Here is a 23,017-nt window from a genome sequence, read left to right as displayed (position 1 = left end):
CTGTACATATCTGTTGAATCGGCTTTTATATACAGGATTATGTCGACTGCCCTCGCAGTCAGACGTTCGCTTTCTTTTCCATATTCAGAGCTCGGCGGTTAATTACTCTACGAGTATATCTGCTTCCCCTATTTTCCACAGTCCTGTACATATCTGTTGAATCGGCTTTTATATACAGGATTATGTCGACTGCCCTCGCAGTCAGACTCCCTTTTTCTTTTCCATATTCAGAACTCGACGGTTAATTACTCTACGGATATGTCTGTTTCCCCTATTTTCCACAGCCCTGTATATATCTGTTGAATTGGTTCCTTGTGTATAAATTGTTTTCATGTCTGTTGGGTATGAAGAAGCACAGGGACGGCAGTCGCGAGAGGTCTTCTTATTGAATATACCACTTGCTAATCACTTGCTAAAGCTATTTTTCTAAAACCCAAATGGTTAAAAAAATACTAGAGAATCAAAATCGAGTGAAGTACAGAAATCCAAAAAGTCAAGTAAAAAGCAGCCGGAAACTGGATGCGCGATTGACAAATCGTATGTCCAGGTATCGGCTGCTTTTATAGTGAAATCCAAGCATTGAAACAGAAACTTGTTTACGGCTGCTCTTTTTTATAAGCAGTCTAACATAAATGGCTTACAATTATTCGATTTTTCGTCAGATATGTATTCCCTTTATTCCAGTATTATTTTCCACTTACATTCTTTCGAGCCACTCAAAATTGTCCCATTCGGCTCCACTCGAAAGCGCTTATCGGGCCAAAGCGTTTCTAAAGCAAACAGGATGCTCTGCCTAGAGCACTCGCACAACAGGGGAGACCGAACATATCCCTCTGTGTAGAGAACGCATGAACATTGCTCAAACGAAAAGAAATATGCTTTTTGTTCCTCAATTGTCTCGCTCCTCAGACCGGGAAACTCATTCACAGCTGTAAAAAAGCGATGTACATCCCCATCGGCCGCCTGATAGAGCTCCTGATAAAAGGCAAGCGTGCCCTGCTGGACACAATTTTTTCCACATGCACGGAACAATTTCTCCCGTTCTATCTGCTCCAATGCAGCAATTCCCTTTTCAAATCCTTGAAACCAAAAGACCATATTTGAATCCATGTATTTCCTCCTAGTCCTCTTTTACCGGCCAACGCATATCTGCTTTTCTTCATCGTCTTCTATTACATCTTTGCGCCTGTGTCCATCCGTCCGTCGTGTCTTTCCATCGACAACGGCAAACAGCCGGTTTCCCTGATCCTGTCTTTTCTTTCTCTACTTGCTGTTTTTCTGCGCCTATACCCATTCGCCGTCGCGCCTTTCCATCGACAACGGCAAACAGCCCTTCGGTTTTCCTGATTCCGTTTTTTCTTTCTTCGCCTGCTGTTTTTCTGCGCCTATACCCATTCGCCGTCGTGCCTTTCCCTCGACAACGGCAAACAGCCCTTCGGTTTTCCTAATCCCGTCTTTTCTTTCTCCACTTACTGTTTTTCTGCGCCTATACCCATCCGCCCGTCGCGCCTTTCCCTCGACAACGGCAAACAGCCCTTCGGTTTCCCTAATCCCGTCTTTTCTTTCTCCACTTACTGTTTTTCTGCGCCTATACCCATCCGCCCGTCGCGCCTTTCCCTCGACAACGGCAAACAACCCTTCGATTTTCCTGATCCCCGTCTTTTCTTTGCCCGCCTGCTGGTTTTCTGCGCCTATGTTCATCCGCTGTCGCGCCTTTCCCTCGACAACGGCAAACAGCCCTTCGGTTTTCCTGATCCCGTCTTTTCTTTCTCCACTTGCTGTTTTTCTGCGCCTATACCCATTCGCCGTCGCGCCTTTCCCTCGACAGCGGCAAACAGCTCTTCGGTTTCCCTGATTCCGTTTTTCTTTCTCCGCCTGCTGGTTTTCTGCGCCTATGTCCATCCGGTTGTCGCACCTTTTCCTGAACGGCGACAGATGGCCTCGTTTCCCTTTTCCCTTGCATCGCCTACTGCTTCTCTATAGCTATGCCCCACCCGGTATTTACATTTCCTCCTGGCGCTGTTGATTCTTACCGATTCTCTATACGACAAGCACCGGTCTAGGAGGTACATTCTATTGAACAATTCCCAAGCTCATATCCCGGAACAGACCAGGCTGTTCTCTCAACGAATCATACGTGCCCTGTTGAACGATCTTTCCGTGGTCCATCACAACAATTTGATCGCAATTTTTTAGTGTTGTAAGCCTGTGTGCGATGGATAGAATGGTGGTCCCGTAGACCTCCTTCATCCGCTCAAATTCCACTTGAATCTGCTTTTCCGATGTATTGTCCAGCGCAGATGTCGCTTCATCCAGAATGAGGATTCGTGGCGTCCTCAAAAAGGCGCGTGCTAACGCAATCCTCTGGCGCTGTCCGCCTGAAAGATTGTGTCCGGCCTCTGCCACCAGAAACGCATATTGCCCAGGCATCTGCATAATATCCGCATCAATCGAAGCACGGCGAGCGGCCTCTCGTACCTCTTCCAGAGTAACTTCCCGCTTTATCCCATAACAGATATTGTGAAATATGGTATCTGCGAAGAGGAATGGAACCTGCGGTACCAATACCACAGCTTCCGCCAAATCTGCACGGGTAAGCGCCGCCAGGTCATATCCACCGATGGTAATCGTCCCCTCTGTTTCCTCCAATTTATCGATCGCTTTTGTAACAGTGGACTTTCCACATCCACTCGGTCCAGCAATCCCAATAAATTTGCCCGCACCGACCTGTAAATTCAGATCTTCCAGGATCGGTTTATCCGGTTCCTCCGCGTAATGGAAACGCAGATGCTGCATTTGAATATCGTTCGAATCCCATTTCTCCACACGCTTTTCTCCCTGTACTGCATAGGAGAAATCCTTAGGAATCCCCAAAATCTGGAAGTAATCGCTTGCCAAAACCGTACATTCCGAGACCTCGTCGAGGATGCGGTGTAGTTCACGCAGTGGTCCGGTCAACTGTGTAAAACAAAGATAAGCAGTCAGTACGGTACCAACACTGATCGCCCCCTGAAAAGCGAGCAAGACGGAAATCCCAATCACCGCTACGTTAAACGCCGCCTCATTGATAAACTTCAGGCAGTCATAAAAAGCCATTGCCCGGTGGTGTTTCATCTCTTTGGTTCGCAAGGCCTCCGACCGCCGGTCGATCCGCGCGCACTCGATCTCCGCGCTGTCCATGGATCGAATGGTTTCCATCCCGCCTAGAAGTTCCACCATTGTCCCATCCAGATCTGCTTTGGTTTGTAGAAGTTCCACGCGGATTCCTTTCTGTGTGGAAATCTGACGCATCACAATGAGTGTGCCGACTGGTACGACCAGAACCATCAGCAATGCCACCTGCCACGGCAGTTGGGAGAAGATCACAAACACCGCTGCAATGCCAGTCGCAACTGCCGGTGCAAAATCCATAAAGATTAGCTTGACGAGTTTTGTCGTTCCCTCGATGCTGCGATTCAATCTCCCATGGATATTTCCGGTCATGTTTTGCCGGAAGTAACGCATAGGGGCAAGCATCAGGGAGGCTGCCGCCCGATTGCGAGCTTCTTTCTCCGCCTGCGTCGAGGCATCCTCCACCAGTAACCTGCGGATCACCTTGATGACCTCATTGACCACGCTGGTGATCAGGATCACCAGAAGGACTGGTACGGTAGTTTGAAAGGAAATATTTGCCCGGTCTACAAGCACACGATCGGTCAAATAGCCAACCGCCAAGGGCAAAATCTGGCTCAATCCTGCTGAAACCGCGAGAATCAGCAAGACAATCCAAAAAGAACGCTTTTGCCGTTTTTGCAATAAGCCAAAAATCTGTTTGGTCAAGGAGAAAAGGGGCATTTTCCTTCTCATGGCGCATCGCTTCCTTATCGTTGGTCTTTTCTTTCATTCAGTTTATCGCATCTATTGCTCCTTGTCCACTCAAAAGTTTTTTTCTGTTCGTTTCTGGGCACACAAATTGAAGCGCTGAATTCTTTTGATAGAATCCAGCGCTTCAATTTCAAGAAAAATTATGAAGAATTTTCAGATACGTTTTTATAGAAGTCGTTTTATGCATTGCTTTTTTGCATACTTACCGGCATATCCGGCGCCGGTACATCCTGGCTGGAAGTCCGAAGCGCACGCGAAGCATTCAGAATTGCAAGGACGGATACGCCGACATCCGCAAAAACTGCCTCCCACATATTGGCCAAGCCAAAGGCGCCCAAAGCCAGGAATAACAATTTAATGCCCAAAGCAAATACAATGTTCTGCCGTACAATCCGCAGTGTTTTCCGCGAGATACGCACCGCTGCCGCCAACTTGGACGGCTTGTCGTCCATCAATACAATATCTGCTGCCTCAATCGCGGCATCCGAGCCAAGGCCGCCCATCGCAATTCCGATGTCTGCTCGAGATAATACCGGTGCATCGTTGATTCCATCGCCGACAAAAGCCAGCTTTCCTTTCTCGCTCGTTCCATCGAGCAGGCGTTCCACCTGGTGGACCTTATCTCCCGGGAGAAGTTCCGCATGCACTTCGTCGATTCCGATCTCTCGCGCGACCGCTTCACCTACAGCTTTTCGATCGCCTGTGAGCATGACGGTCTTTTTAACACCTTCCCGCTTCAAGGCTGCAACCGCAGAAGCTGCGTCGGGCTTGACTTCATCCGAAATCACAATGTGGCCAGCATAAGTGCCGTCGACCGCTACATGTACAACCGTACCCGTGCGGTGGCAATTGTGCCATTTTGCTCCGATTTGATCCATCCATTTGCTATTTCCTGCGTATACCTCACGCCCATCCACCTTTGCACGCACACCATGTCCGGAGATTTCTTCCACTTCCGACACACGGGATGTGTCCACTGGCTGGCGGTACGCCTCACGCAGAGAGCGCGAAATGGGATGTTCCGAATAACTTTCCGCCAATGCTGCCAGCTCCAAAAGATTTTCTTCGTTGATCTGATCCGGATGCACAGCCGTGACCTTGAAGGTTCCCTTGGTCAGGGTTCCAGTCTTATCAAAGACCACAACCTCTGTTTTTGCCAATGCCTCCAGATAATTGCTGCCCTTTACCAAAATTCCCTGCTTTGATGCACCGCCGATTCCTCCGAAAAAGCTCAATGGCACAGAAATCACCAAAGCACACGGGCACGAAATCACCAGGAAGATCAATGCGCGTTGCAGCCAATCGCTCCAATCGCCGCCGAAAAAGAGAGGAGGTAAAACCGCCAACAGGACGGCGCCAATGACGACAACAGGGGTATAGTACCGTGCAAAACGCGTAATAAAGCTCTCTGCACGCGCCTTCTTGCTGCTCGAGTTTTCTACAAGGTCGAGAATTTTTGCCACGGTAGATTCCCCAAATACCTTTGTAACACGTACTTTCAACAGGCCGCTTTGGTTGATACAGCCGCTGACAACATCATCCCCAGGAACTACATCCCGCGGCAGGGATTCCCCGGTGAGCGCAGCTGTGTCCACAGCAGAACTCCCCTCCAAAACCACACCATCTAGCGGGATCTTTTCACCGGCTTTTATCACGATGGTATCGCCCACCGCCACATCCTCCGGGTCAACCTGTACCAACTTTCCATCCTGTTCTATATTGGCATAATCCGGACGGATGTCCATCAAAGCAGTGATCGACTGGCGGGAACGGCCCACTGCATAACTTTGAAACAGCTCGCCCACCTGATAGAACAGCATGACCGCGACACCCTCCGGGTATTCCCCGACGACAAAAGCACCCACTGTGGCAATGGCCATCAAAAAATTCTCGTCGAAGATCTGACCATGCGCAATATTCCGTATCGCTTTCCACAGAACATCCCAGCCGATGATGGCGTATGGAATCAAGAAGAGAATCAATTTAAAAATTCCATCCACCGGGGCCAATGCCGCGACCACCAGAAGAACCGCGCTAATCAGAATACGAACTAGGGTCTTTTTTTGTTTCTTACTCATAGAAATCCCTCCTGTTCAAAAGATGAAGTGATTTCGCCGATTCAAAAAGTCTTGGCTTACAGATGGATCACACAATCTGGTTCTACGCGCTTACAGACTTTGACGACCTCCTGCATAATCGCATCAAAGCGGCTGTCTTCGGCATCCACCATCATTTTTTGGGTCAAAAAGCTAACGTTTGCATCGTTAACCCCGTCAATCTTCTTGATGGCATCCTCCATCTTGCGGGCGCAATTGGCACAGTCCAGATCGGTAAGGTTAAAACGTTTTTTCATGAGAAAATCCCCCTTAAATTTTGTTATTCTGCTACGTGCTCCATGCCCTGATCGATGATCGTCCGGACATGGCCGTCTGCCAGGGAGTAAAATACGGTCTTTCCTTCCCGGCGGTATTTCACCAGTTTGCTTTGCTTCAAAGCGCGCAGCTGGTGGGAAATTGCGGACTGCGTCATATTCAGCAGCTGGGCAATGTCGCAGACACACATCTCCGATTCAAACAACACATACAGGATTTTAATGCGGGTGGAATCGCCAAAAATCTTAAACAGTTCGGCTAAGTCATACAGGATCTCCTCGTCCGGCATATCCTGGGTAACCTTTTCCACAATGTCTTCATGTGCGTGGATAAATTCACAGCGCTCGACTCCATTTTGGTCTGTCATATTTTCACATTCTTTCATATGAGCTATTGTTCATATATTATTATATGCAAGATATTGAGAAAGTCAACCCCCATTTTGCGGATTCTTTCCAACCATTTTATTTTCATCTTTATTTTCATCAAAGAAAGTACATACAAAAAAGCGATTCCCACCTAATTTTCAGGCAGAGAACCGCTTATTAATTTATACAATTTGTATTTTTAATATTATATTATTCTATTTGTAATACATCTATACAAAACGGCCGCAGCAAGACCCTTTCCATTGCGCTGGACGCAACACTATTATACGATCTTGCACGCAGTGGAGGCTCTACAGAGAATCTGGATATTTCCTTGATTCATTCTCCGGCAGAATCCCTACCAAACGGAGCAAATGCTGTGCATTGGTCGTCTGGCAGCGTCCCGGACGAATGCGATAATCAAATAAGATCTCCCGTCCGGAATAGTGCTCTGTAAAATGATAATTGACCGTAGGCGTACACGGGTCCTTTTCCAGATCACACAGTTCAAAATCATGGGTGGTCACCAGCGTCAGCACATTGGACCGCGCCAATCTTCGAATGGTTTCCCGCGCACCGGTAATTCGGTCGCGGGAATTGGTCCCCCGATAGATCTCGTCGATCAATGCGATCATAGGCGCGCCCGTTTGGCTTTGGTCGATCATCTTCTTTACGCGCAACAGTTCCGCGTAAAAACTGGAAATTCCCTGGCTGACACTATCTTCCACTCGAATAGAAGTACACACCGCCATCGGCGAGGCGCGGAAATACTCCGCCGCCACCACTCCCCCAGCGTATGCCAAAACCAGATTGGTGCCGATACTGCGCAAAAAGGTCGTTTTGCCGGACATATTGGAGCCGGTGATCACACAAACCCTCTGCCGCAGGGAAAACGCATTGCCGACCGCCCTTTCCTCCTGCAACAGAGGATGCCGGAGATCCTTTGCCTCTAAAAACGACTGCGAGGAAGCTTGTATTTCTGGGTATGAATGGACACGCTTTACTTGGGAAAGAACACCCAAGCTGATGAGTACCTCCACCTTTCCCAGCGCGTCCAGCCATTCCTGGACAACCGAACCATAAGCTGATTTCCAGGCAGACAAACGCCTGGCACACCGGAAATCGTAAAGAAACAGGGCATTGTATAAAATCAACGCCAACCCATTGTGCCGCGCGGCAATCGAATCCGAAATCTGCTCCAGCTCCTTGAAAGCCTTCTGTGCTCCCCCTTGCTGGCGAAGGCAATTCTGTAGATCCTGCAACATCTCGCTGTGAAAGGATTCGTGTTCCAAGCAAGCAGCTAATTTGCGATAAGGCGACACCATCTTATGAACCCGGTAAACAGGCGCAAACTGCTGGTTATGTCCCTTGAGGCACAGAAGAGCAGCCCCCAGCTGTAACAAAGACAGGCAGCTGAAGCCGATCTGTCCTACCTGCGGCGCGATACCGGATAGAGCTCCAAAAAGGCACAACAGCGTCAGTGCCGGAAGAATCCAAAGCAGCATTTGGAACATCGCAGGCGGTTGGCGTCCATCTTTCTGAAGAAAACGCCGCCACACATCGCTGGAGGTTCCCTCTTTCGCATCCCGTTCCGGTAAAGCAAATGCTTGAAACTCCGTGCAAAACCGCTGCTTCTGCGCCAGTTCCTGTACCGCGTCCCGCCGGCGTTTCCACTTCGGCAAACCGGCATATCCATCCCACAGCCATGCAGCCAACTGGTCCCGGCCATACGGCGTACTGGCTGCACAAATATACTGGTAAAGGGAGGCTTGGCCAAACAGATCGAGGTCTTTTCCCTGCGGGAACTCCTCTGACAAATAGGCGGCGCCATCCACCGGAAAGCCCTTCCAACCATCGCCGCAGCGGTCCATATAAGCCTTTGCAACATCGCGCAGGGCAGTGTTGTTCTTTTGCCGCTCGACAATTTGGCTGTGCCGCACCACCAAAAGCAGAAATCCTACAAACGCCAATGCGCCAATCCCGTAATAAAGCGGCTGGTTTTGCACATACCCAGCGATACATGCCCCAATCGCGCAGAGCATAACAATGCCTCGCAGAAAGGAACACCGATTATAGGCTTTTCGATCCTGTTCCAACTCGTTCACACAGTTCTGATAAAGTTCCTGATAAAATTCCAATGCTTTGTTCTCCCTGTCAGACCGTTTTATTTGGGTTGCTCAAGCTCTTCCTCCCCTACTTTTTGCTCAATGCGATAGCGCGGCCGCGCCTTTACTTCGCTGTAGATCTTGCCGACGTAACCGCCCACTACGCCAATACAGAGGAGCTGGATGCCGCCCAACAGCCAAATAGACGAAATCGTCGCAGTCCAGCCTGCCACTGCGTTTCCCGTAAAATAGGAAATCAAAGCGTAGATCAGACCACCGACGCTCAATACACTGAGTAGGATTCCCAAATTGGAAATGATTTTGAGGGGTTTCACACTAAATGAGGTGATGCCATCCAAAGCAAAAGAGATCATTTTTTTCAAAGGATACTTGGATTCCCCCGCAAAGCGTTCATGGCGGTCATAGAAAACATAGTCGCTGCGGTATCCGATCAGAGGAACGATTCCGCGCAGGAACAGGTTTACCTCGCGGTATTCGGAGAGCGCGTCCAATGCGCGCTGGCTCATCAGCCGGTAGTCTGCATGGTTATAGACGGTTTCCACTCCGAGCAGGCGCATCACTCTGTAAAATCCCTGCGCCGTTGTACGTTTAAAGAAGCTGTCAGTCTCCCGCTTCTTCCGCACCCCGTAAACCACATCACAGCCCTCTCGGAACTTCTGTACAAACTCGTCGAGCACTTCGATATCGTCCTGTAAATCTGCATCCAGACTAATCGCACAGTCCGCGCGCGCTTTCGCCTCCATCAATCCCGCCAACAGCGCATTTTGATGGCCACGGTTGTGCGCCAATTTCAATCCGCAAACCAACGGGTTCTGATCGCTGAACGCGGAGATCAACGTCCAGGTACGGTCCTTACTGCCGTCGTCTACAAACAACATACGGCTTTTCTCCCCCGCCAGACCGGCCTGCTGCATTTTTTGCAGTTTCTCTGTCAGACGCTTGACCGTCTCCGGAAGCACTTCCTCCTCATTGTAACAAGGAATCACCAGATAGACCGTGGGAATATACGTTTCCTTCATTGGTTATTTCTCCTCTTTTCGTCCGGATGCACCGGCTAACGAAAATGTCATGCCGAGCACCGCGATGATTACTCCAATGGCAGGTGAACCAGGCAAGGCAAGAATCAACACGATCCCAAATAGTATTGCAGAAATCCCTAAGAGCTGTAGGCGAATATGATTCACTCCGTTCCCTCCCCTTTCTTCATCGCGAATTCCTTGACCCGAAAGGCACGGCGTTTTGGCGGATGGGCACGGTCGAACCGCCGGGTGACCAACCAATAGATTCCCAACAGCAAGAACGCTCCCGCCGTCACACAGGCGCCCAATTTCAGGCCGGGCGTCTCATAGTCAAACCGGATGGTGCTCTCCCCTTCCGGCACTCGTACCGCCATAAAGCCGACATTTACCTGTTCGATCTGCGCCGGTTCGCCGTTGACAGTGGCGGTCCAACCGCCCTCGTAGGGAACGCTGAAAAATACCAAACGGTCTTTGTCGGTCGATATTGTGGCAGTAAACCCGCTGTTGTCCCGCTCAAACGTGGAGCACGCCATGCTGCGGCGCGCCAGACAATCGGCGAAATACCCTTCCTGCGTGTAGGCAACAGAATCGATCTCTTCAAAGTGGTTCAGGATGTCTCCATAGCGCAGGACTTGTTCATCATCCAGCACCATTGTCTTTAAAAGCAGTAAATTCCGGTTGTCCTCGCTCACGCGGTCATATTCTTCACGGGTGATATAGCTGTCATAGCAGAAACCCATGGGGATAAAATACTGGTTTTCCCAAATGTCGAACCCATTTCGCGTATCGACATATTTCCACCCGGGCATCTCTGTTTTTCCGTCCTGCTCAAAGGTCTCCCCACTGGTGATGGGGTCCAACAGCCAACGACAAGAAGTCAACCCGCGCAGGCCGTAATACTTCACATCCGGCCGGGACCCCACATCGCGTTGTACACCGATGGTGGGATAAAACTCCATGATCGAACCCGGTACAATGCTGTGAAAGGCTTGGATCGTGGGCATTTGGAAAAACATCGCCTGATTGTCCATACCGTCATATACGTCGATGCGGCAATTGCTCGTATCCAATTGCAGGTCTTTTCCACCATTGAGTGAATAGGGAATCATATGATCGTGGTTATCGCTGCTCTGCGTTTTTCCCAGCGTGATAAAATACAGCGAATATACCACTGCAATCACCGCCACGCCACACATACAGGAGCGCGCAAAACGTTTGGTCCTCTCCACACCGAACCGCCGGGGAAAGAAGACTCTGCCTCGCCGGTTCAAAAGCTCTTGACGGAGTTGGCGCATCGGGTGGTCCCGCATAAGAACGGCGAGCAATAGCAGGCTGAGCACCGCAATCGCCACATAGGCCCAGAACCGGGACGGGTATGCTTCCAGCCCGACGGACATGGTTTCTTCATCCCCGGAGGTTGTCGTCTTCACCATCAGCCCGATGGGAAGCGCAATGCCCAAGGTAAACCCAAGGGTCCATTTGATTGCACGCTTCCAGTCCGCGCGCGGGTTTTCCAGCGCAGTCACCGTCGCCAACGACATCATCAAGGTGAGCATATAGAACCACCGTGCGTAATAACTGGAATTAAACAGCTGGAAAGATGAATTCAAAATGGGGACAAACGCCATTAGGAACAGTATGGGCAGCAGAGTTTTGATCCAACTCTTACGCCGCGCCTGCAGCGTGGCAAATACACCCGTCATGCTGAACAGGGGCAACCAAGCGCCCAGAGACGCCCATTTTGACTCGGAATCCGGGGTAAAATTGGGGCGTGCCGGAATATCCGGGGGAAAGAAAAAGCACTCCAAGATGTGTACATACCGTTGATTCCAGCCGTAGAGCAGGGCGCCCCATCCATTCGGGGGATTATCCACACGTGGATTCTGTACTACACAAAGTACGGTAGGAATCAGCAGCACACAGGAACACAGCAGCCCCAGCACAGCCTCACAGGCCAACAGGGCAAAATCCCGCAGTCCAATTCGCCAATCCTTCACGATAAGCCGCAGGAAAAAGTAGATCACACAGAATACAACCTGTCCCACGAAGAAATAATAGTTCATAAAACAGCTGGCAAAAACCAACAGAGCAAACACACCGCGGCGCTTGGTGGCCATGTACTCATCCAAGGCCCAAAGCAACAACGGGAATACAACAATCGCCTCGTGGAAATGGTTAAAGAAGATATTATACACCGAAAAACCGGAGAATGCATAGAGCATCCCGCCCAGGACCGCATAGTCCGGTGTGCGGACATAACGCTTTAAGTAAATAAAACCTGTCAGAGACGCGCAACCAAATTTCAAAACCAGCAAAGGCCCCATCAAATGTGGTACCGCTGCACTCGGGAAGGGAATCGTCAGCCAAAAAAACGGACTCCCCAACAAATAAAAGGTATAGGACCCGATAAAATTTGCTCCCAGGTCGGTGGTCCAGCTCCAACCCAGATTGCCGCTTCGGATTGCATCATGGCACATTTGATAAAACGGAACCTGTTGCACATTAAAATCGCCATAGAACAAAAAATATCCGTCATCCCAGAGAATAAAAGGGAGAAAAAACAGGAGGGAAATGCCTATTCCATAGAGGAAAGCCCTCCAATAGTAGCTGGAAGCCCTTTCAGGAAAACGCAACTGCGTCACAGAATCACCTGACTTTCGTTGTCTTTCTTATTCTTTCGCCGTAGATCGTGGCATTTTCTTCCATAAGATGGTATTATTATAATGCGTATGAGGCAAAGCCACAAGCCTGAAAACGGACTCGTGGTTCAAAAGCGCGGACGGCATCCGACTTTTCTCTAGGAGCGATGCTTTGTACCGCGCATTTTGATGGATGCACAAAGAAGAGCTGGATACAGTCATTAAGAACCATTATAGCATATGCAATTGGAGAACAAACAAAAAAATGGACGTCCCAGCCCCCAAAAAAAGAATTCTGGAATATGGTTAGATCCGGGCTTCTCTATATGGAAAAACAGCCAAACCGCTGGTTTTTTTTCGCTTTTCCCAGCTTCTGACAGGCTTTTTTAGCGTTTTGAAAGATCTTGCAAACTTCAACGGTATTGGAGGTGTAGGATGGATGCCATCCGAATTTTTTGCCATGCTTTCCCGCATGAAATATATCGATCGTTGGGGGTTGATGCGAAATACCCGACAAGAGAATCTGAGCGAACACAGTTTTGAGACCGCTGTATTGGCACACGCACTGGCTACACTGCGCAATGTCCGATTTGGAGGGCATGTCAACCCCGAGCGCGCTGCTGTGTTAGCCCTTTTTCACGATGCCCCCGAAACATTAACCGGCGATTTGCCCACGCCGGTAAAATACTATAGCGCCGACATTCGTGGCGCTTATCGCGCCGTGGAATCTGCCGCAGAGCAAACGTTGCTTTCCCTTCTTCCCAGCGACTTGCAGGATATTTATGCGCCCTTGTTGCGTGGAGACAGTGAGACAGATGCGGAACTCCATCGATTGGTCAAAGCAGCGGACAAGCTCTCCGCCCTCATCAAGTGCCTGGAGGAACGCCGTATGGGTAACGCTGAATTTCTTAAAGCAGAAGACAGCCTTTGGGAATCCATTCGTGATATGCAGATTCCAGAGGCCGACTGTTTTTTGGAAGAATTTCTTCCCGCTTATCTGCTCACCTTGGACGAAACCCGCCCCGACGAATCATCTCACAAGAGCCGGCGCGATTCCCTCTTATAAAGCTAGCTCTGCATGGGCGTTCTTCTGTGGAATACTCTCTGCGGTTTATCACGAAGAGAATGACAGATTTTCCAGCAAGACCGGTTTTTAACAAGCACTAAAATTATATTATAGAATTATATTTCGTGACGAAACCAGTATAATATACGAGTTAATGCGCACTTTTCCAAAAAAATTGTTGCACGGCCAGCAGGCTGCTGCGTTTAAGGACTGATATTGTGAATCAAGATAATAAGAAAAAGAAGCGGATTCGTCTGATCCGCAATATAGTTGTTTTGTTTCTGAGCTTGGTTTTTGTGATCTTTGGCAGCGGCCTGGTGTATGCGGATATGCTTTTGAGCCAGATCCATTATAACGGTTTGAGTTCTCTTGCCCCGCCGAGCGGATCGATTTCTCTGCCCAGTGGCGGGGAGGGGACTTCTTCCACGGATGAGATCACCGGAGATCCCAACCTGTTGGGTGGTTTGTACCACGATGACGCCATCACCAATATCCTTTTGCTCGGCGTAGACGACTACCAAGACAATGACATTGGCCGCAGTGACAGTATGATGATGGTTTCGGTCGATACCCGGCATAAAAAGTTGAAGTTGACCAGCTTCATGCGCGATCTCTATGTTGCCATTCCCTATCATGGAAGCAACAAGCTGAATGCGGCTTATCCATTGGGGTACCAACAGGGCGGCGCCGGTGCAGGCGGACAATTGGCCGTTTCGACCATCGAGGCCAACTTTGGTGTGGACATCGACCGCTTTGTCCTGATCGACAATTCCGCGTTTGACCAAATCATCGATAATCTGGGCGGGGTGGAGATCACATTGACCGCAGCCGAGGCACGGCTAATCAACCAGAATTCCGGCGACCCCAGCCGCAACCTGACAGAAGGCACCTTTAATCTTTCTGGCAAGCAGGCGCACTATTACTCCCGTATCCGTGCGATCGGCGATGACTTTGAGCGTACACAGCGCCAACGCAATGTGTTGACCAGCCTAGTGAATAAGTTTAAGACATCCAATATTGGTACGATCAATAAAGCGCTGTACGACTGTCTTGGTTTGGTTCAAACCAACATGACAAAGGACGAAGTGTTTTATCTTGCAGCAAATGCCCTGACCTATATGAATTATCCTATGGAAGAGCATCGTGTTCCGGAAGACGACGAATACTATGCAACCCGTGTCGATGTAGGATCTGTGTTGGTTCCCTATCGTGAGATGTGTTCGGAAAGTCTCATCGATTTTATCTTTGAGGACGACCGGCCTGAGATGACCACGGATTAAAATTGCAAAGAGGGTGTCCCAAAAGTCATGAAATGACGGAAGGATACCCTCGATTTTTTTAACTCAGATATTTTTCCAGACAGAAAGAGGATGCCCCTTTCCTATGGATCGAAAAATCCATAGTTTTGGGTCACCCTCCTCCAACCAAATGCGCTTTCCCTTCCTGCTCTCGTTCGGGGCCTTTGCCTTTTCGCCCATGGTTCGTCCACAAAAAGTCCGTACAATGAGGGAGTCCCATGCAAGAACAATCCAACCGGCCATATTCATAGGCGCATACCAATTCCGCAAAAGTTGCCCGGCGCTGCCATCTTTCAGGGAGAACTCGGTTGTTTCGGGGTTTAGCCATTCTACTAGAAGCCCTATCCTGGTATGAAACCATTCCTTCACTGTTTTAAAGACTTTGGGGAAGTGCGAGACGCTTGCAGATATCCTTATTCTTTGGTATACAGATCACGTTACAGAGGGGCCTCCCCCATCCCGTTGGAAATCGCCACGACCGCCAGTGGATCTGTTTTGGGCCTTACTTTCGAAGCATTCCCCACCATCTGCTCCGCTTGCTAAAGCATACAATAGAATTCCTTCTATCTCCAAAACAAACACATGGTTTTCCACCCCATAGCGGCCTGAACCGGTTTTTTTACGAGTATTTTTCTAATTTAATTTTATATATCTTTTCACAAAAACTTATAAAACAATATTTTTTAAGAATATTTTACATAAGGATGTCATTTTATGTTTCAAATACGCACTGGAACCTCTGTAGAGGTCAATATTCACGGTCTAACGACCATGGACGCCAAGCAGCAATTGGAACAGCTTTTAAACCGACTCCCTCCCGATGTAACGGAAGTCGTAGTGATTCACGGGTATCACAGCGGGCAAACGCTGAGCAATATGGTGCGCAAACGTTTAAAGCATCCGCGTATCCGGGCAAAGATTCTTTGTCTAAACCCCGGAGAAACAAGACTGATGCTCCATACTTCCTTACAACGCCACAAGAAATAGCGTTTTTTCTTACAGCAAAGGCATGCTTTCATCCTTTGTGGGTTCTGCCGGACCCCGGGAAAGGCGGCTAAAGGAATAACGCAATACCCGTCCCAAACGTTCCCTCCCCTTTTTGATATGTACGGAAACTGTCCCCGGCGTAAGCCCCAATGTTTCTGCAATTTCATTCACGCGCATCTGTTCAAAATATCGCAAACGGATGCATTCCTTTTGACGTGCAGTCAATTCCCCTTCCATAGCGGCTTGTAAACTTCGCAGCATTCTTCGATATTCCAAATCAACCGGTTCTTTCCCATGCACGGGTATGGACAGTCGATCTCCAAAAAGGTCCAAGCTTAAATCCGATTTTCTTCTCATCGCAACCTCCCGCATCTCATCAGATGGTTCCCAACATGTAGACAGTCCAGATACATGCTATACAACAGCTGTGCGCGTTCTTCCAGCTTGTCCGCCTCACTCCCCTCTGCAAAGGAGGCGGCTTGACATCGCAGTAGGCGCACCCGTGCGCGAAGGCGATCCGCCTCCAATAAGTATTCCTCCCCCCATGCAAGGTAATCCATTTTCACATTTCTCCTTTAAGGATATTAGAATCTTAATAAGATTCTTTTCGATTTTATGCTACCATCACATGTGAAAAAAGTCAACCTTTTTAGAACAAATGTTTTTATAAAATATTTTTTAAAACTCTTGACAAACCAAAAAACATCGTATATACTGTAAATAGTTATACAGGACAGGACAATCGTAAATTCGCGTGATATATTTGAATTAGCGCCATGCATACCCAATGCATACTGTCGGATGACAGTAAGGTCCGTATATTCCAGCCATTGAAGAGCAATCTTCAATGGCTTTTTTATTTTTCCTCGGCCTAAACGAGATTGACGCCCTCTCTTTCACGTGTCCCGGTCAAACAACAAACGTACAACGCTTTGTTCCTCGTAGAACACAGTCGGTATTTTTATAGAAAAATTTAGGGAATTTTCTTTTTCACCATCCGCATGGCTATAAGAAAAATAATTACAAGAATGACAAGACCTATTCCCTGCACCACCACACGAAAATACCACGGGGCGGACTGCATCTCGTACAAAGCAGGATGTGTCCTGTAGTCATAATACTGAAAAACGCTGCTGCCTATAAAACCTCCAACCGTGCCCCATAATCCGATTTGTAGTATATGATAGAATTTTTTCATCCTTTACACTCCAAAATGTTCGTCTGTTGTTATAAATAATAATATTGGTTCGTCGCGTTGCCTCAAATATAGGCCAGTACATGTAATAATCGTCTTTTTAATCTGTCTTACTTGCCTAATAGGCAAATTCAGCTAACGATCATGATACCATGTATGCCAAACCATTGCAACGTATGAACGCAACTGCCAGAATGACAGGCCAGGAAACACCGTGAATGGAGGACCTCTGATTTTATTGAACGATCGCGTGCTCTTTTCTTGACAAGTTTCGCTCCAATATGCTAGCATAATTGTGTTTGAAATCATTTTCAAAAGGGACATGCACCAGCGTGTCCCCATTTTTGTGTAATGAATAAGGATGGAATGCCATGAGAACCCAAACAAATGTAAAAAAGATGGCCATTCTCGCCATGATGGTTGCACTGGGGGTAATTTTGTCCCCCATTCTGCGCGTTCCCGGCATGGCGCCTATGCAACATTTTATCAATGTTCTCGTCGCCGTCCTCCTGGGACCATGGTATGCCCTCGCCTGTGCCATTCTTATATCCATTTTGCGGATGTGGTTGATGGGCGTCAATTTGCTTGCTGTCACGGGTTCGGTCTTTGGCGCCGTCCTTTCCGGCCTTCTTTACCGGGCAACGGGCAAACAAATCGCTGCTGTGATCGGGGAAATCATTGGTACCGGGATCATCGGCGCCATGGCCTCCTATCCAGTGATGGCATTCTTTTACCATATGGAAGGTGTGGTGCTGTTTACTTATGTGCCATCATTTGTCGCTGGCACAGTGATCGGGGGCTTCACCGCCTATTTTTTTCTAAAGGCACTTGCAAAAAACGGGCTGTTGGCCCGGTTACAAAGGATGGCAAACGAATGAAAACCGTTGAAATCGCAGCACTGTTGGAGCGTATCGCTGCAACAGCGCCGTTAATCCATTGTATAACCAACCATATCTCAATCAACGACTGTGCCAACGCTATTTTAGCGCTTGGCGCCCGGCCAATTATGGCGGAACACCCAGAAGAGGTTGCGGATATTTCTTCTCACGCAGGAGCTTTGGTATTTAATTTGGGGAATATCAGTGATTCCCGTATGGAGGCGATGCGTTGTTCTGCATATGTCGCCGGAAAGGCCGGTATTCCCCTTGTGTTGGACCCCGCAGGGGTAGGATGCAGCAGGCTTCGGCGATCTTTCGTGCAAGAACTGACAAGGATTGCGCCCTTTTCTGTCATCCGCGCCAACTGTTCAGAGCTTCGAGCGCTGTGCAAGGGGGATTCCACAACCGATGGAGTGGACGCCGCGGCTAATGATCGGATCACCCGGAAGACGGCGCAACAGCAAGCCCATTGGGCCCTGGAAACAGCAAAACGGTTTCATTGCGTTGTATCCGCTTCTGGGGAAGTGGATATTGTTTCCGACGGACAATCCTGTTGGTTTCTTTTCAACGGCTCTCCCATGTTGGGCCGAATCACAGGTACGGGCTGTATGTCGAGCGCGATAACCGGCGCTTGCTGTGCAGTTGGGCCTCCACTGGAAGCAGCCATCTTAGCTACAAGCCTCATGGGAATCTGTGGAGAACAGGCAGCAATCGAGACGAAGGCGCTTGGCAAAGGAAACGGAACGTTTCATCATGCCCTGTTGGATGCCCTCTCGACCCTGACACCCGAAATATGGGTACGGAATCTACATATAGAAGGAGCTTCCTTATGAATCGATCGAATTGTTTGTTATATCTTGTGACCAATAGCGACCATTTTACAAGGGAGCGATTCCTCTCGGTGATTGAAGAAGCCCTACAAAATGGTGTGACCATGTTGCAGCTTCGTGAAAAAGAACAAAGCGGCCGGGATTTTTATGAAGAAGCTCTTGCTGTGAAAAAACTAGCTGAGCACTACAAAGTTCCACTCATCATCGACGATCGCATCGATGTCGCCCTCGCTGTAGACGCGGACGGTGTGCATGTGGGGCAAAGCGATCTTCCTGTCTTTGTGGCTAGAAATCTCTTGGGACCAAATAAAATCGTTGGTGCAACAGCAAAAACGGTTGAACAGGCTTTGGAAGCACAGCGCCAAGGAGCCGATTATCTGGGGACGGGCGCCATCTTTCCTACCCAGACAAAAACCGCTGCGATCCGCACCAGTGTAGATACTTTGTGCGAGGTCTGCCGGGCTGTGCAGATTCCAGTTGTCGCGATTGGGGGGCTCAAACAGGACAATCTCTCTATATTAGAAGGTGCTCCTATCCGCGGGATTGCTGTTGTATCGGCCATTATGGCAAGCCCTCACCCCGGAAAATCCGCCCGCGAGCTGGCTGTCATGGCCCAGGCACTGGTGCAAAAGGGCCATAATTGAATATGTTCAGTTTGGTTGTTTCCCATTGAGGGTTCCCCAAAAGGCATGAAAGGACGGAAGGACCCCCTCGTTTTTTAGAAATCCGATATAGAAAACCCGGTTATCCGTATAAACACAACATTTAAAGACCATTCATAATTCTAAAAATAATTATTCTACCACGAATTTACTACATATTGAATAAGCCTTGATACGACAGAAAAGGATAAGGGAGATTGCACAAAAACGTGCATCTCCCTTGTTTAATAAGTATAATTTAATTTTAGATTTTTCCTTTTCTTTCTTCAACCATAGCAACAAATCTGTCAACAGTTTCTGGCGTTTGATGATTGAAAAATAAGCTCTCTTTTGTATCTAATTCAGAGATTTTCTTCATCTCTTCATCAGAAAGAAGAAAGTCAAAAATTTCGATGTTTTCTTTCATTCGTTCGATGTGTGTTGATTTCGCCAAGGCGACAATATTTCTTTGCATGAGCCAGCGTAAAATAACCTGTGCCGTTGATTTCTGATATTTTCCAGCAATACTCAGCAATACGGGATTGTGAAACATATTGCTTTTGCCTTCCCCAAACGGCGCCCATGCTTCCATTTGTACATGGCGTTTTACCATATTTTCTTGTGCTGGTATCTGCTGATGCAGTGGGTTGACTTCTACTTGATTGACGTGTGGCGGTATCTCGTTGAAAGCAACCATATCAGCCAGTCTGTCCGGTGCAAAATTGCTAACGCCGATAGCTTTGATTTTTTTCTCTTTATATAGCTCCTGTAAAGCTCTGTAAGCACCGTAATAATCACTGAACGGTTGATGTAAAAGGACTAAATCAAGATACTCAACTTTCAATTTCTCCATAGATTTTAGGATTGATTTCTTGGCTTGTTCATACCCATAATTGTCAATCCATACTTTGGTTGTGATGAACAATTCTTTTCGCGGCAGTTCGCATTTGCTTATTGCATTACCAACTTCTTCCTCGTTGAAGTAAGACTGTGCAGTATCAATATGTCGATACCCTACTTTTATGGCATCTAAAACACATCTTTCACAATCTTCCTTTGCAATCTGGAATACTCCAAAACCAAGTTTTGGCATCTGTACTCCATTATTTAATGTTACATATTCCATAATTCTTACCTCCTTGCTTTTTTATCTTCTTCAGAATACAATTCAATTATAAAATCCGGTAGTTACTACCGGTCAAGCGTTTTTTGAAAAATTAAAAAAATTTGAGGAGATGAGAATGTGTATTCCATGAAAGAGGTTTGTAAAGAAACAAATATGCCCTACGAAACCTTGAAATTTTATTGCAATGTAGGACTTGTACCAAATGTCAAAAGGAACCGTAACAATTATCGGGTTTTTGATGATAAAGATATTGCGTGGATTAAAAGCCTTTCCTGCTTAAAAAAATGCGGAATGAGTATAGCGGAAATGAAAGAGTATGTAGAATTATGCTTACAGGGAGAAAAATCTATTCCAAAAAGAAAAACAATACTTCAACACAGAAAGAAATTGTTGTTGAAAAAATTACAGGAATTAAAAGATTGTCTTGAATATATCGACACAAAACAAACATTTTACGACGATGTCCTATCAGGAAAAATTCCATACACAAGTAATCTCATTAAAATTTCAAACGATTGAACCATATTTACAGCAACAAAACTTTCCTATTTCTTCTGATCCGACATAGGCAGGAAAGAAAAAGCCCTCTGTTCCGCTTGTCTTTCAAATATTTGTCGAAGTCCATTTCATCAAAGTCTTGTTCTGGCGAAGTGCTTAGGAGATTGTTTTTTCTGTCTATATCCGCAAGCTCACGCAATACCCTTCCGTCATAAGGATTGTGGTATTTGTGCTTTTTAGGCTGTTGTCGGTAGCGGTCTAAGCTACGTATGTCTTTATGCACTCTCATAATTCGTTCCAACTTCTGGCGCTATAGTAACCGCTTGATTTCTATGAGTTCTTCCAGCCCCACGGCCTCGTTGGAAAGGTAATTCCTGATATACTCAATCCGTTTCGTTTCTATGTAAAACCTGTATTCTTGTTCAAAATTGAAATATTCATCTTCAGGCATATAATCTAAAGTACTATTAAAATCCTGTTTAATAACGTTCATGATATATGGATCGGTATGGCCGATATACTTCCATTCTCCCGATAATAATTTATTGGGCGTCCCCTCTAACACGTCCATTATTTTTTCCAGCATGTCAAAGGCCGGACCGTTTCGCCCTTTTCAATCTTAGATAAGCTCTGCATATTGATACCGATGGCATCCGCAAGTTCCTGTCGCTTCATTTTTCTACATTTTCTTACGTTCTGCATGTTTCCCCCTAAAGAACGCAGTTTCTTATAATAAACCCAAATATATTTCCAGACAGAAAGAGGATACCCCTTTCCTATAAATCGAACCATCCGTAATTTTGGGTCACCTTTTTCTTTTGAAAAAGAGGTTTACGAAAACGGTTCCTTGCTGTATAATAAGCCCTGTCCTATCAGCAAATCATAATAAGGATCGGTTTGCCTGCGTATTGTTATAAAATTAATGAAAACTTGTTCACCCGATTCCAAGATCGGGCCCCATTGAATACGCGGCATCCCCATGGAGGACTTCATGAAATTAAAACCACTGCAAATCGGCAATCTAGTCGCACGTATCCCGATCATTCAAGGTGGCATGGGAATCGGCATCAGCCTTTCCGGTCTGGCCGGGGCGGTCGCAAAGGAAGGCGGAGTCGGCGTCATTTCCGCTGCACAGCCCGGTTTCAATGAGCCCGATTTTCGGGAAAATACGCAGGAAGCCAACATGCGCGCACTTGGCCGTGAAATCCGCAAAGCCAAAGAAATTTCCAACAACGGAGTAATCGGCGTCAACATTATGTGTGCGCTGCGTCATTACAAGGAATATGTTCGGTGTTGCATAGAAAATGGGGCAGATTTGATTATCTCCGGTGCAGGTCTGCCAACTTTGCTTCCGGAACTTGTTCAAGGCAGCAAAATCAAATTTGCACCGATTGTGTCCTCTTTAAAGGCTATCCAAGTTCTGTTCAAACTATGGACCCGGCGTTATCATACCGTGTCCGATTTTGTCGTAATCGAGGGGCCGATGGCGGGCGGTCATCTGGGCTTCTCTCCAGAAGAAGTTCAAGGCGATGATTTTTCGGATTATGATGAGGAAATCAAGCGTATAATCGCCTATGTAAAAAGTTTCGAGGAGCCGTTTGGGAAACAAATTCCTGTTATCGTCGGCGGAGGCGTCTATGACCGCTCCGACATCGATCATGCTCTTTCTTTAGGAGCGGATGGCGTACAAATGGCGACGCGTTTTGTTGCGACCGAGGAATGCGATGCAGACATATCTTTCAAGCAAATGTATGTCGAGGCAAAAAAAGAGGATATTGTCATTGTAAAAAGTCCTGTTGGAATGCCGGGACGGGCAATTCGGAATGCCTTTATTCGGGAGAGAGAAACAGACCGTCAGCCTGTAACACACTGTTACCAATGCTTGGAGCACTGTGACCCCAGTACCATCCCCTATTGTATTACGGATGCGCTGGTCCGGGCCGCACATGGCGATGTTGACCATGCACTTTTATTCTGTGGAGCCAATGCTTGGCGCGTCGATAAAATCATGACCGTTCAAGCACTCATGCAAGAATTAAACGCAGATAAAGACAGATAAAAATTGATAAATCCGGTACACTAAAATACATCTATTTCTCCCCTTCATTAT

At 47.5% G+C, this 23,017-nt stretch carries 23 protein-coding genes; 8 read left to right on the top strand and 15 right to left on the bottom strand.

All coding sequences use genetic code 11. From position 1 onward, the window contains the following. Window positions 1-675: 675 nt before the first annotated feature. The 10 genes from B9Y59_RS01205 to B9Y59_RS01165 form a co-directional block, all read right to left on the bottom strand. Entirely contained in the window at window positions 676-1,110 is a 435-nt protein-coding gene (locus B9Y59_RS01205; protein WP_198945579.1) for a hypothetical protein, read from the bottom strand. 174 nt (window positions 1,111-1,284) lie between these two features. Continuing rightward, complete coding sequence (locus B9Y59_RS01200; protein WP_085531303.1) at window positions 1,285-1,902, bottom strand: hypothetical protein; 618 nt, start codon at window positions 1,900-1,902, stop codon at window positions 1,285-1,287. Window positions 1,903-2,073: 171 nt separating this feature from the next. Further along, a complete protein-coding gene (locus B9Y59_RS01195) occupies window positions 2,074-3,846 on the bottom strand; it encodes an ABC transporter ATP-binding protein (protein ID WP_054324629.1) in 1,773 nt (590 codons plus the stop codon). A gap of 197 nt (window positions 3,847-4,043) precedes the next feature. After that, window positions 4,044-5,942: a heavy metal translocating P-type ATPase gene (locus B9Y59_RS01190; RefSeq protein WP_054324628.1), complete on the bottom strand. Its 1,899-nt coding sequence runs from the start codon at window positions 5,940-5,942 to the stop codon at window positions 4,044-4,046. A gap of 56 nt (window positions 5,943-5,998) precedes the next feature. After that, window positions 5,999-6,217: a cation transporter gene (locus tag B9Y59_RS01185; protein WP_054324627.1), complete on the bottom strand. Its 219-nt coding sequence runs from the start codon at window positions 6,215-6,217 to the stop codon at window positions 5,999-6,001. A gap of 23 nt (window positions 6,218-6,240) precedes the next feature. Continuing rightward, a complete protein-coding gene (locus B9Y59_RS01180; protein ID WP_085531301.1) occupies window positions 6,241-6,603 on the bottom strand; it encodes an ArsR/SmtB family transcription factor in 363 nt (120 codons plus the stop codon). A 312-nt stretch (window positions 6,604-6,915) separates the two neighbouring features. Further along, window positions 6,916-8,742, bottom strand: a complete 1,827-nt coding sequence (locus B9Y59_RS01175; protein ID WP_085531299.1) for a MutS-related protein — start codon at window positions 8,740-8,742, stop codon at window positions 6,916-6,918. A gap of 26 nt (window positions 8,743-8,768) precedes the next feature. Next, window positions 8,769-9,749, bottom strand: a complete 981-nt coding sequence (locus B9Y59_RS01170; protein ID WP_054324625.1) for a glycosyltransferase family 2 protein — start codon at window positions 9,747-9,749, stop codon at window positions 8,769-8,771. Between the two features lie 3 nt (window positions 9,750-9,752). Then, complete coding sequence (locus tag B9Y59_RS15590; RefSeq protein WP_153802356.1) at window positions 9,753-9,914, bottom strand: hypothetical protein; 162 nt, start codon at window positions 9,912-9,914, stop codon at window positions 9,753-9,755. Continuing rightward, window positions 9,911-12,391, bottom strand: a complete 2,481-nt coding sequence (locus B9Y59_RS01165) for a YfhO family protein (RefSeq protein WP_085531297.1) — start codon at window positions 12,389-12,391, stop codon at window positions 9,911-9,913. Before B9Y59_RS01165 ends, B9Y59_RS15590 begins: the two co-directional genes overlap by 4 nt. Before the next feature lie 436 nt (window positions 12,392-12,827). Between B9Y59_RS01165 and yfbR the strand changes: the two genes are divergently transcribed. The 3 genes from yfbR to B9Y59_RS01140 all read left to right on the top strand — a co-directional run bounded on the left by yfbR (window position 12,828) and on the right by B9Y59_RS01140 (window position 15,739). Continuing rightward, complete coding sequence (gene yfbR, locus B9Y59_RS01155) at window positions 12,828-13,454, top strand: 5'-deoxynucleotidase (RefSeq protein ID WP_085531292.1); 627 nt, start codon at window positions 12,828-12,830, stop codon at window positions 13,452-13,454. A gap of 218 nt (window positions 13,455-13,672) precedes the next feature. Next, a complete protein-coding gene (locus tag B9Y59_RS01150) occupies window positions 13,673-14,734 on the top strand; it encodes an LCP family protein (RefSeq protein WP_242967171.1) in 1,062 nt (353 codons plus the stop codon). A 732-nt stretch (window positions 14,735-15,466) separates the two neighbouring features. Then, a complete protein-coding gene (locus tag B9Y59_RS01140) occupies window positions 15,467-15,739 on the top strand; it encodes a Smr/MutS family protein (protein WP_054324622.1) in 273 nt (90 codons plus the stop codon). Window positions 15,740-15,748: 9 nt separating this feature from the next. Here B9Y59_RS01140 and B9Y59_RS01135 read toward each other — a convergent pair whose 3' ends face one another. From B9Y59_RS01135 to B9Y59_RS01125, 3 genes are all read right to left on the bottom strand, one after another. Beyond that, window positions 15,749-16,096 carry an RNA polymerase sigma factor gene (locus B9Y59_RS01135; RefSeq protein ID WP_085531288.1) on the bottom strand — a complete coding sequence of 116 codons (348 nt, stop codon included), beginning with the start codon at window positions 16,094-16,096 and terminating at the stop codon, window positions 15,749-15,751. Then, window positions 16,093-16,299 (bottom strand): hypothetical protein, encoded by a 207-nt coding sequence (locus tag B9Y59_RS01130; RefSeq protein ID WP_085531286.1) that lies wholly within the window; start codon window positions 16,297-16,299, stop codon window positions 16,093-16,095. Before B9Y59_RS01130 ends, B9Y59_RS01135 begins: the two co-directional genes overlap by 4 nt. 413 nt (window positions 16,300-16,712) lie before the next feature. Further along, window positions 16,713-16,937, bottom strand: a complete 225-nt coding sequence (locus tag B9Y59_RS01125) for a hypothetical protein (RefSeq protein ID WP_054324620.1) — start codon at window positions 16,935-16,937, stop codon at window positions 16,713-16,715. 368 nt (window positions 16,938-17,305) lie between these two features. Here B9Y59_RS01125 and thiW point away from each other — a divergent pair, with 368 nt between their 5' ends. From thiW to thiE, 3 genes are read left to right on the top strand one after another with little or no spacing between them, the layout of a single operon-like run. Then, the gene (thiW, locus tag B9Y59_RS01120; RefSeq protein ID WP_085531284.1) at window positions 17,306-17,812 is read left to right on the top strand and encodes an energy coupling factor transporter S component ThiW; all 507 of its coding nucleotides are present in this window, start codon (window positions 17,306-17,308) and stop codon (window positions 17,810-17,812) included. Continuing rightward, window positions 17,809-18,645 (top strand): hydroxyethylthiazole kinase, encoded by an 837-nt coding sequence (thiM, locus tag B9Y59_RS01115; RefSeq protein WP_085531281.1) that lies wholly within the window; start codon window positions 17,809-17,811, stop codon window positions 18,643-18,645. The genes thiW and thiM overlap by 4 nt, the downstream gene beginning before the upstream one ends. Then, window positions 18,642-19,286 (top strand): thiamine phosphate synthase, encoded by a 645-nt coding sequence (thiE, locus tag B9Y59_RS01110; RefSeq protein WP_085531279.1) that lies wholly within the window; start codon window positions 18,642-18,644, stop codon window positions 19,284-19,286. The genes thiM and thiE overlap by 4 nt, the downstream gene beginning before the upstream one ends. Window positions 19,287-19,548: 262 nt before the next feature. Here the strand turns inward: thiE and B9Y59_RS01105 are convergent, their stop codons facing one another. Beyond that, window positions 19,549-20,409 (bottom strand): aldo/keto reductase, encoded by an 861-nt coding sequence (locus tag B9Y59_RS01105; protein WP_054324616.1) that lies wholly within the window; start codon window positions 20,407-20,409, stop codon window positions 19,549-19,551. Window positions 20,410-20,535: 126 nt separating this feature from the next. On the opposite strand from B9Y59_RS01105, the gene B9Y59_RS01100 reads away from it, so the two are divergent. Beyond that, window positions 20,536-20,928: a MerR family transcriptional regulator gene (locus B9Y59_RS01100; protein WP_411656458.1), complete on the top strand. Its 393-nt coding sequence runs from the start codon at window positions 20,536-20,538 to the stop codon at window positions 20,926-20,928. 549 nt (window positions 20,929-21,477) lie between these two features. Here B9Y59_RS01100 and B9Y59_RS16545 read toward each other — a convergent pair. Then, complete coding sequence (locus B9Y59_RS16545; RefSeq protein ID WP_442856144.1) at window positions 21,478-21,609, bottom strand: helix-turn-helix domain-containing protein; 132 nt, start codon at window positions 21,607-21,609, stop codon at window positions 21,478-21,480. A 289-nt stretch (window positions 21,610-21,898) separates the two neighbouring features. On the opposite strand from B9Y59_RS16545, the gene B9Y59_RS01090 reads away from it, so the two are divergent. Then, entirely contained in the window at window positions 21,899-22,966 is a 1,068-nt protein-coding gene (locus B9Y59_RS01090) for an NAD(P)H-dependent flavin oxidoreductase (protein WP_085531277.1), read from the top strand. Window positions 22,967-23,017 lie beyond the last annotated feature (51 nt).

It is taken from the genome of Anaeromassilibacillus sp. Marseille-P3371 (assembly GCF_900169665.1).
GTDB lineage: Bacteria > Bacillota > Clostridia > Oscillospirales > Acutalibacteraceae > Anaeromassilibacillus.
Note: the sequence above shows the minus strand (reverse complement) of the source record. Positions and strands in the feature narration are given on the sequence as shown.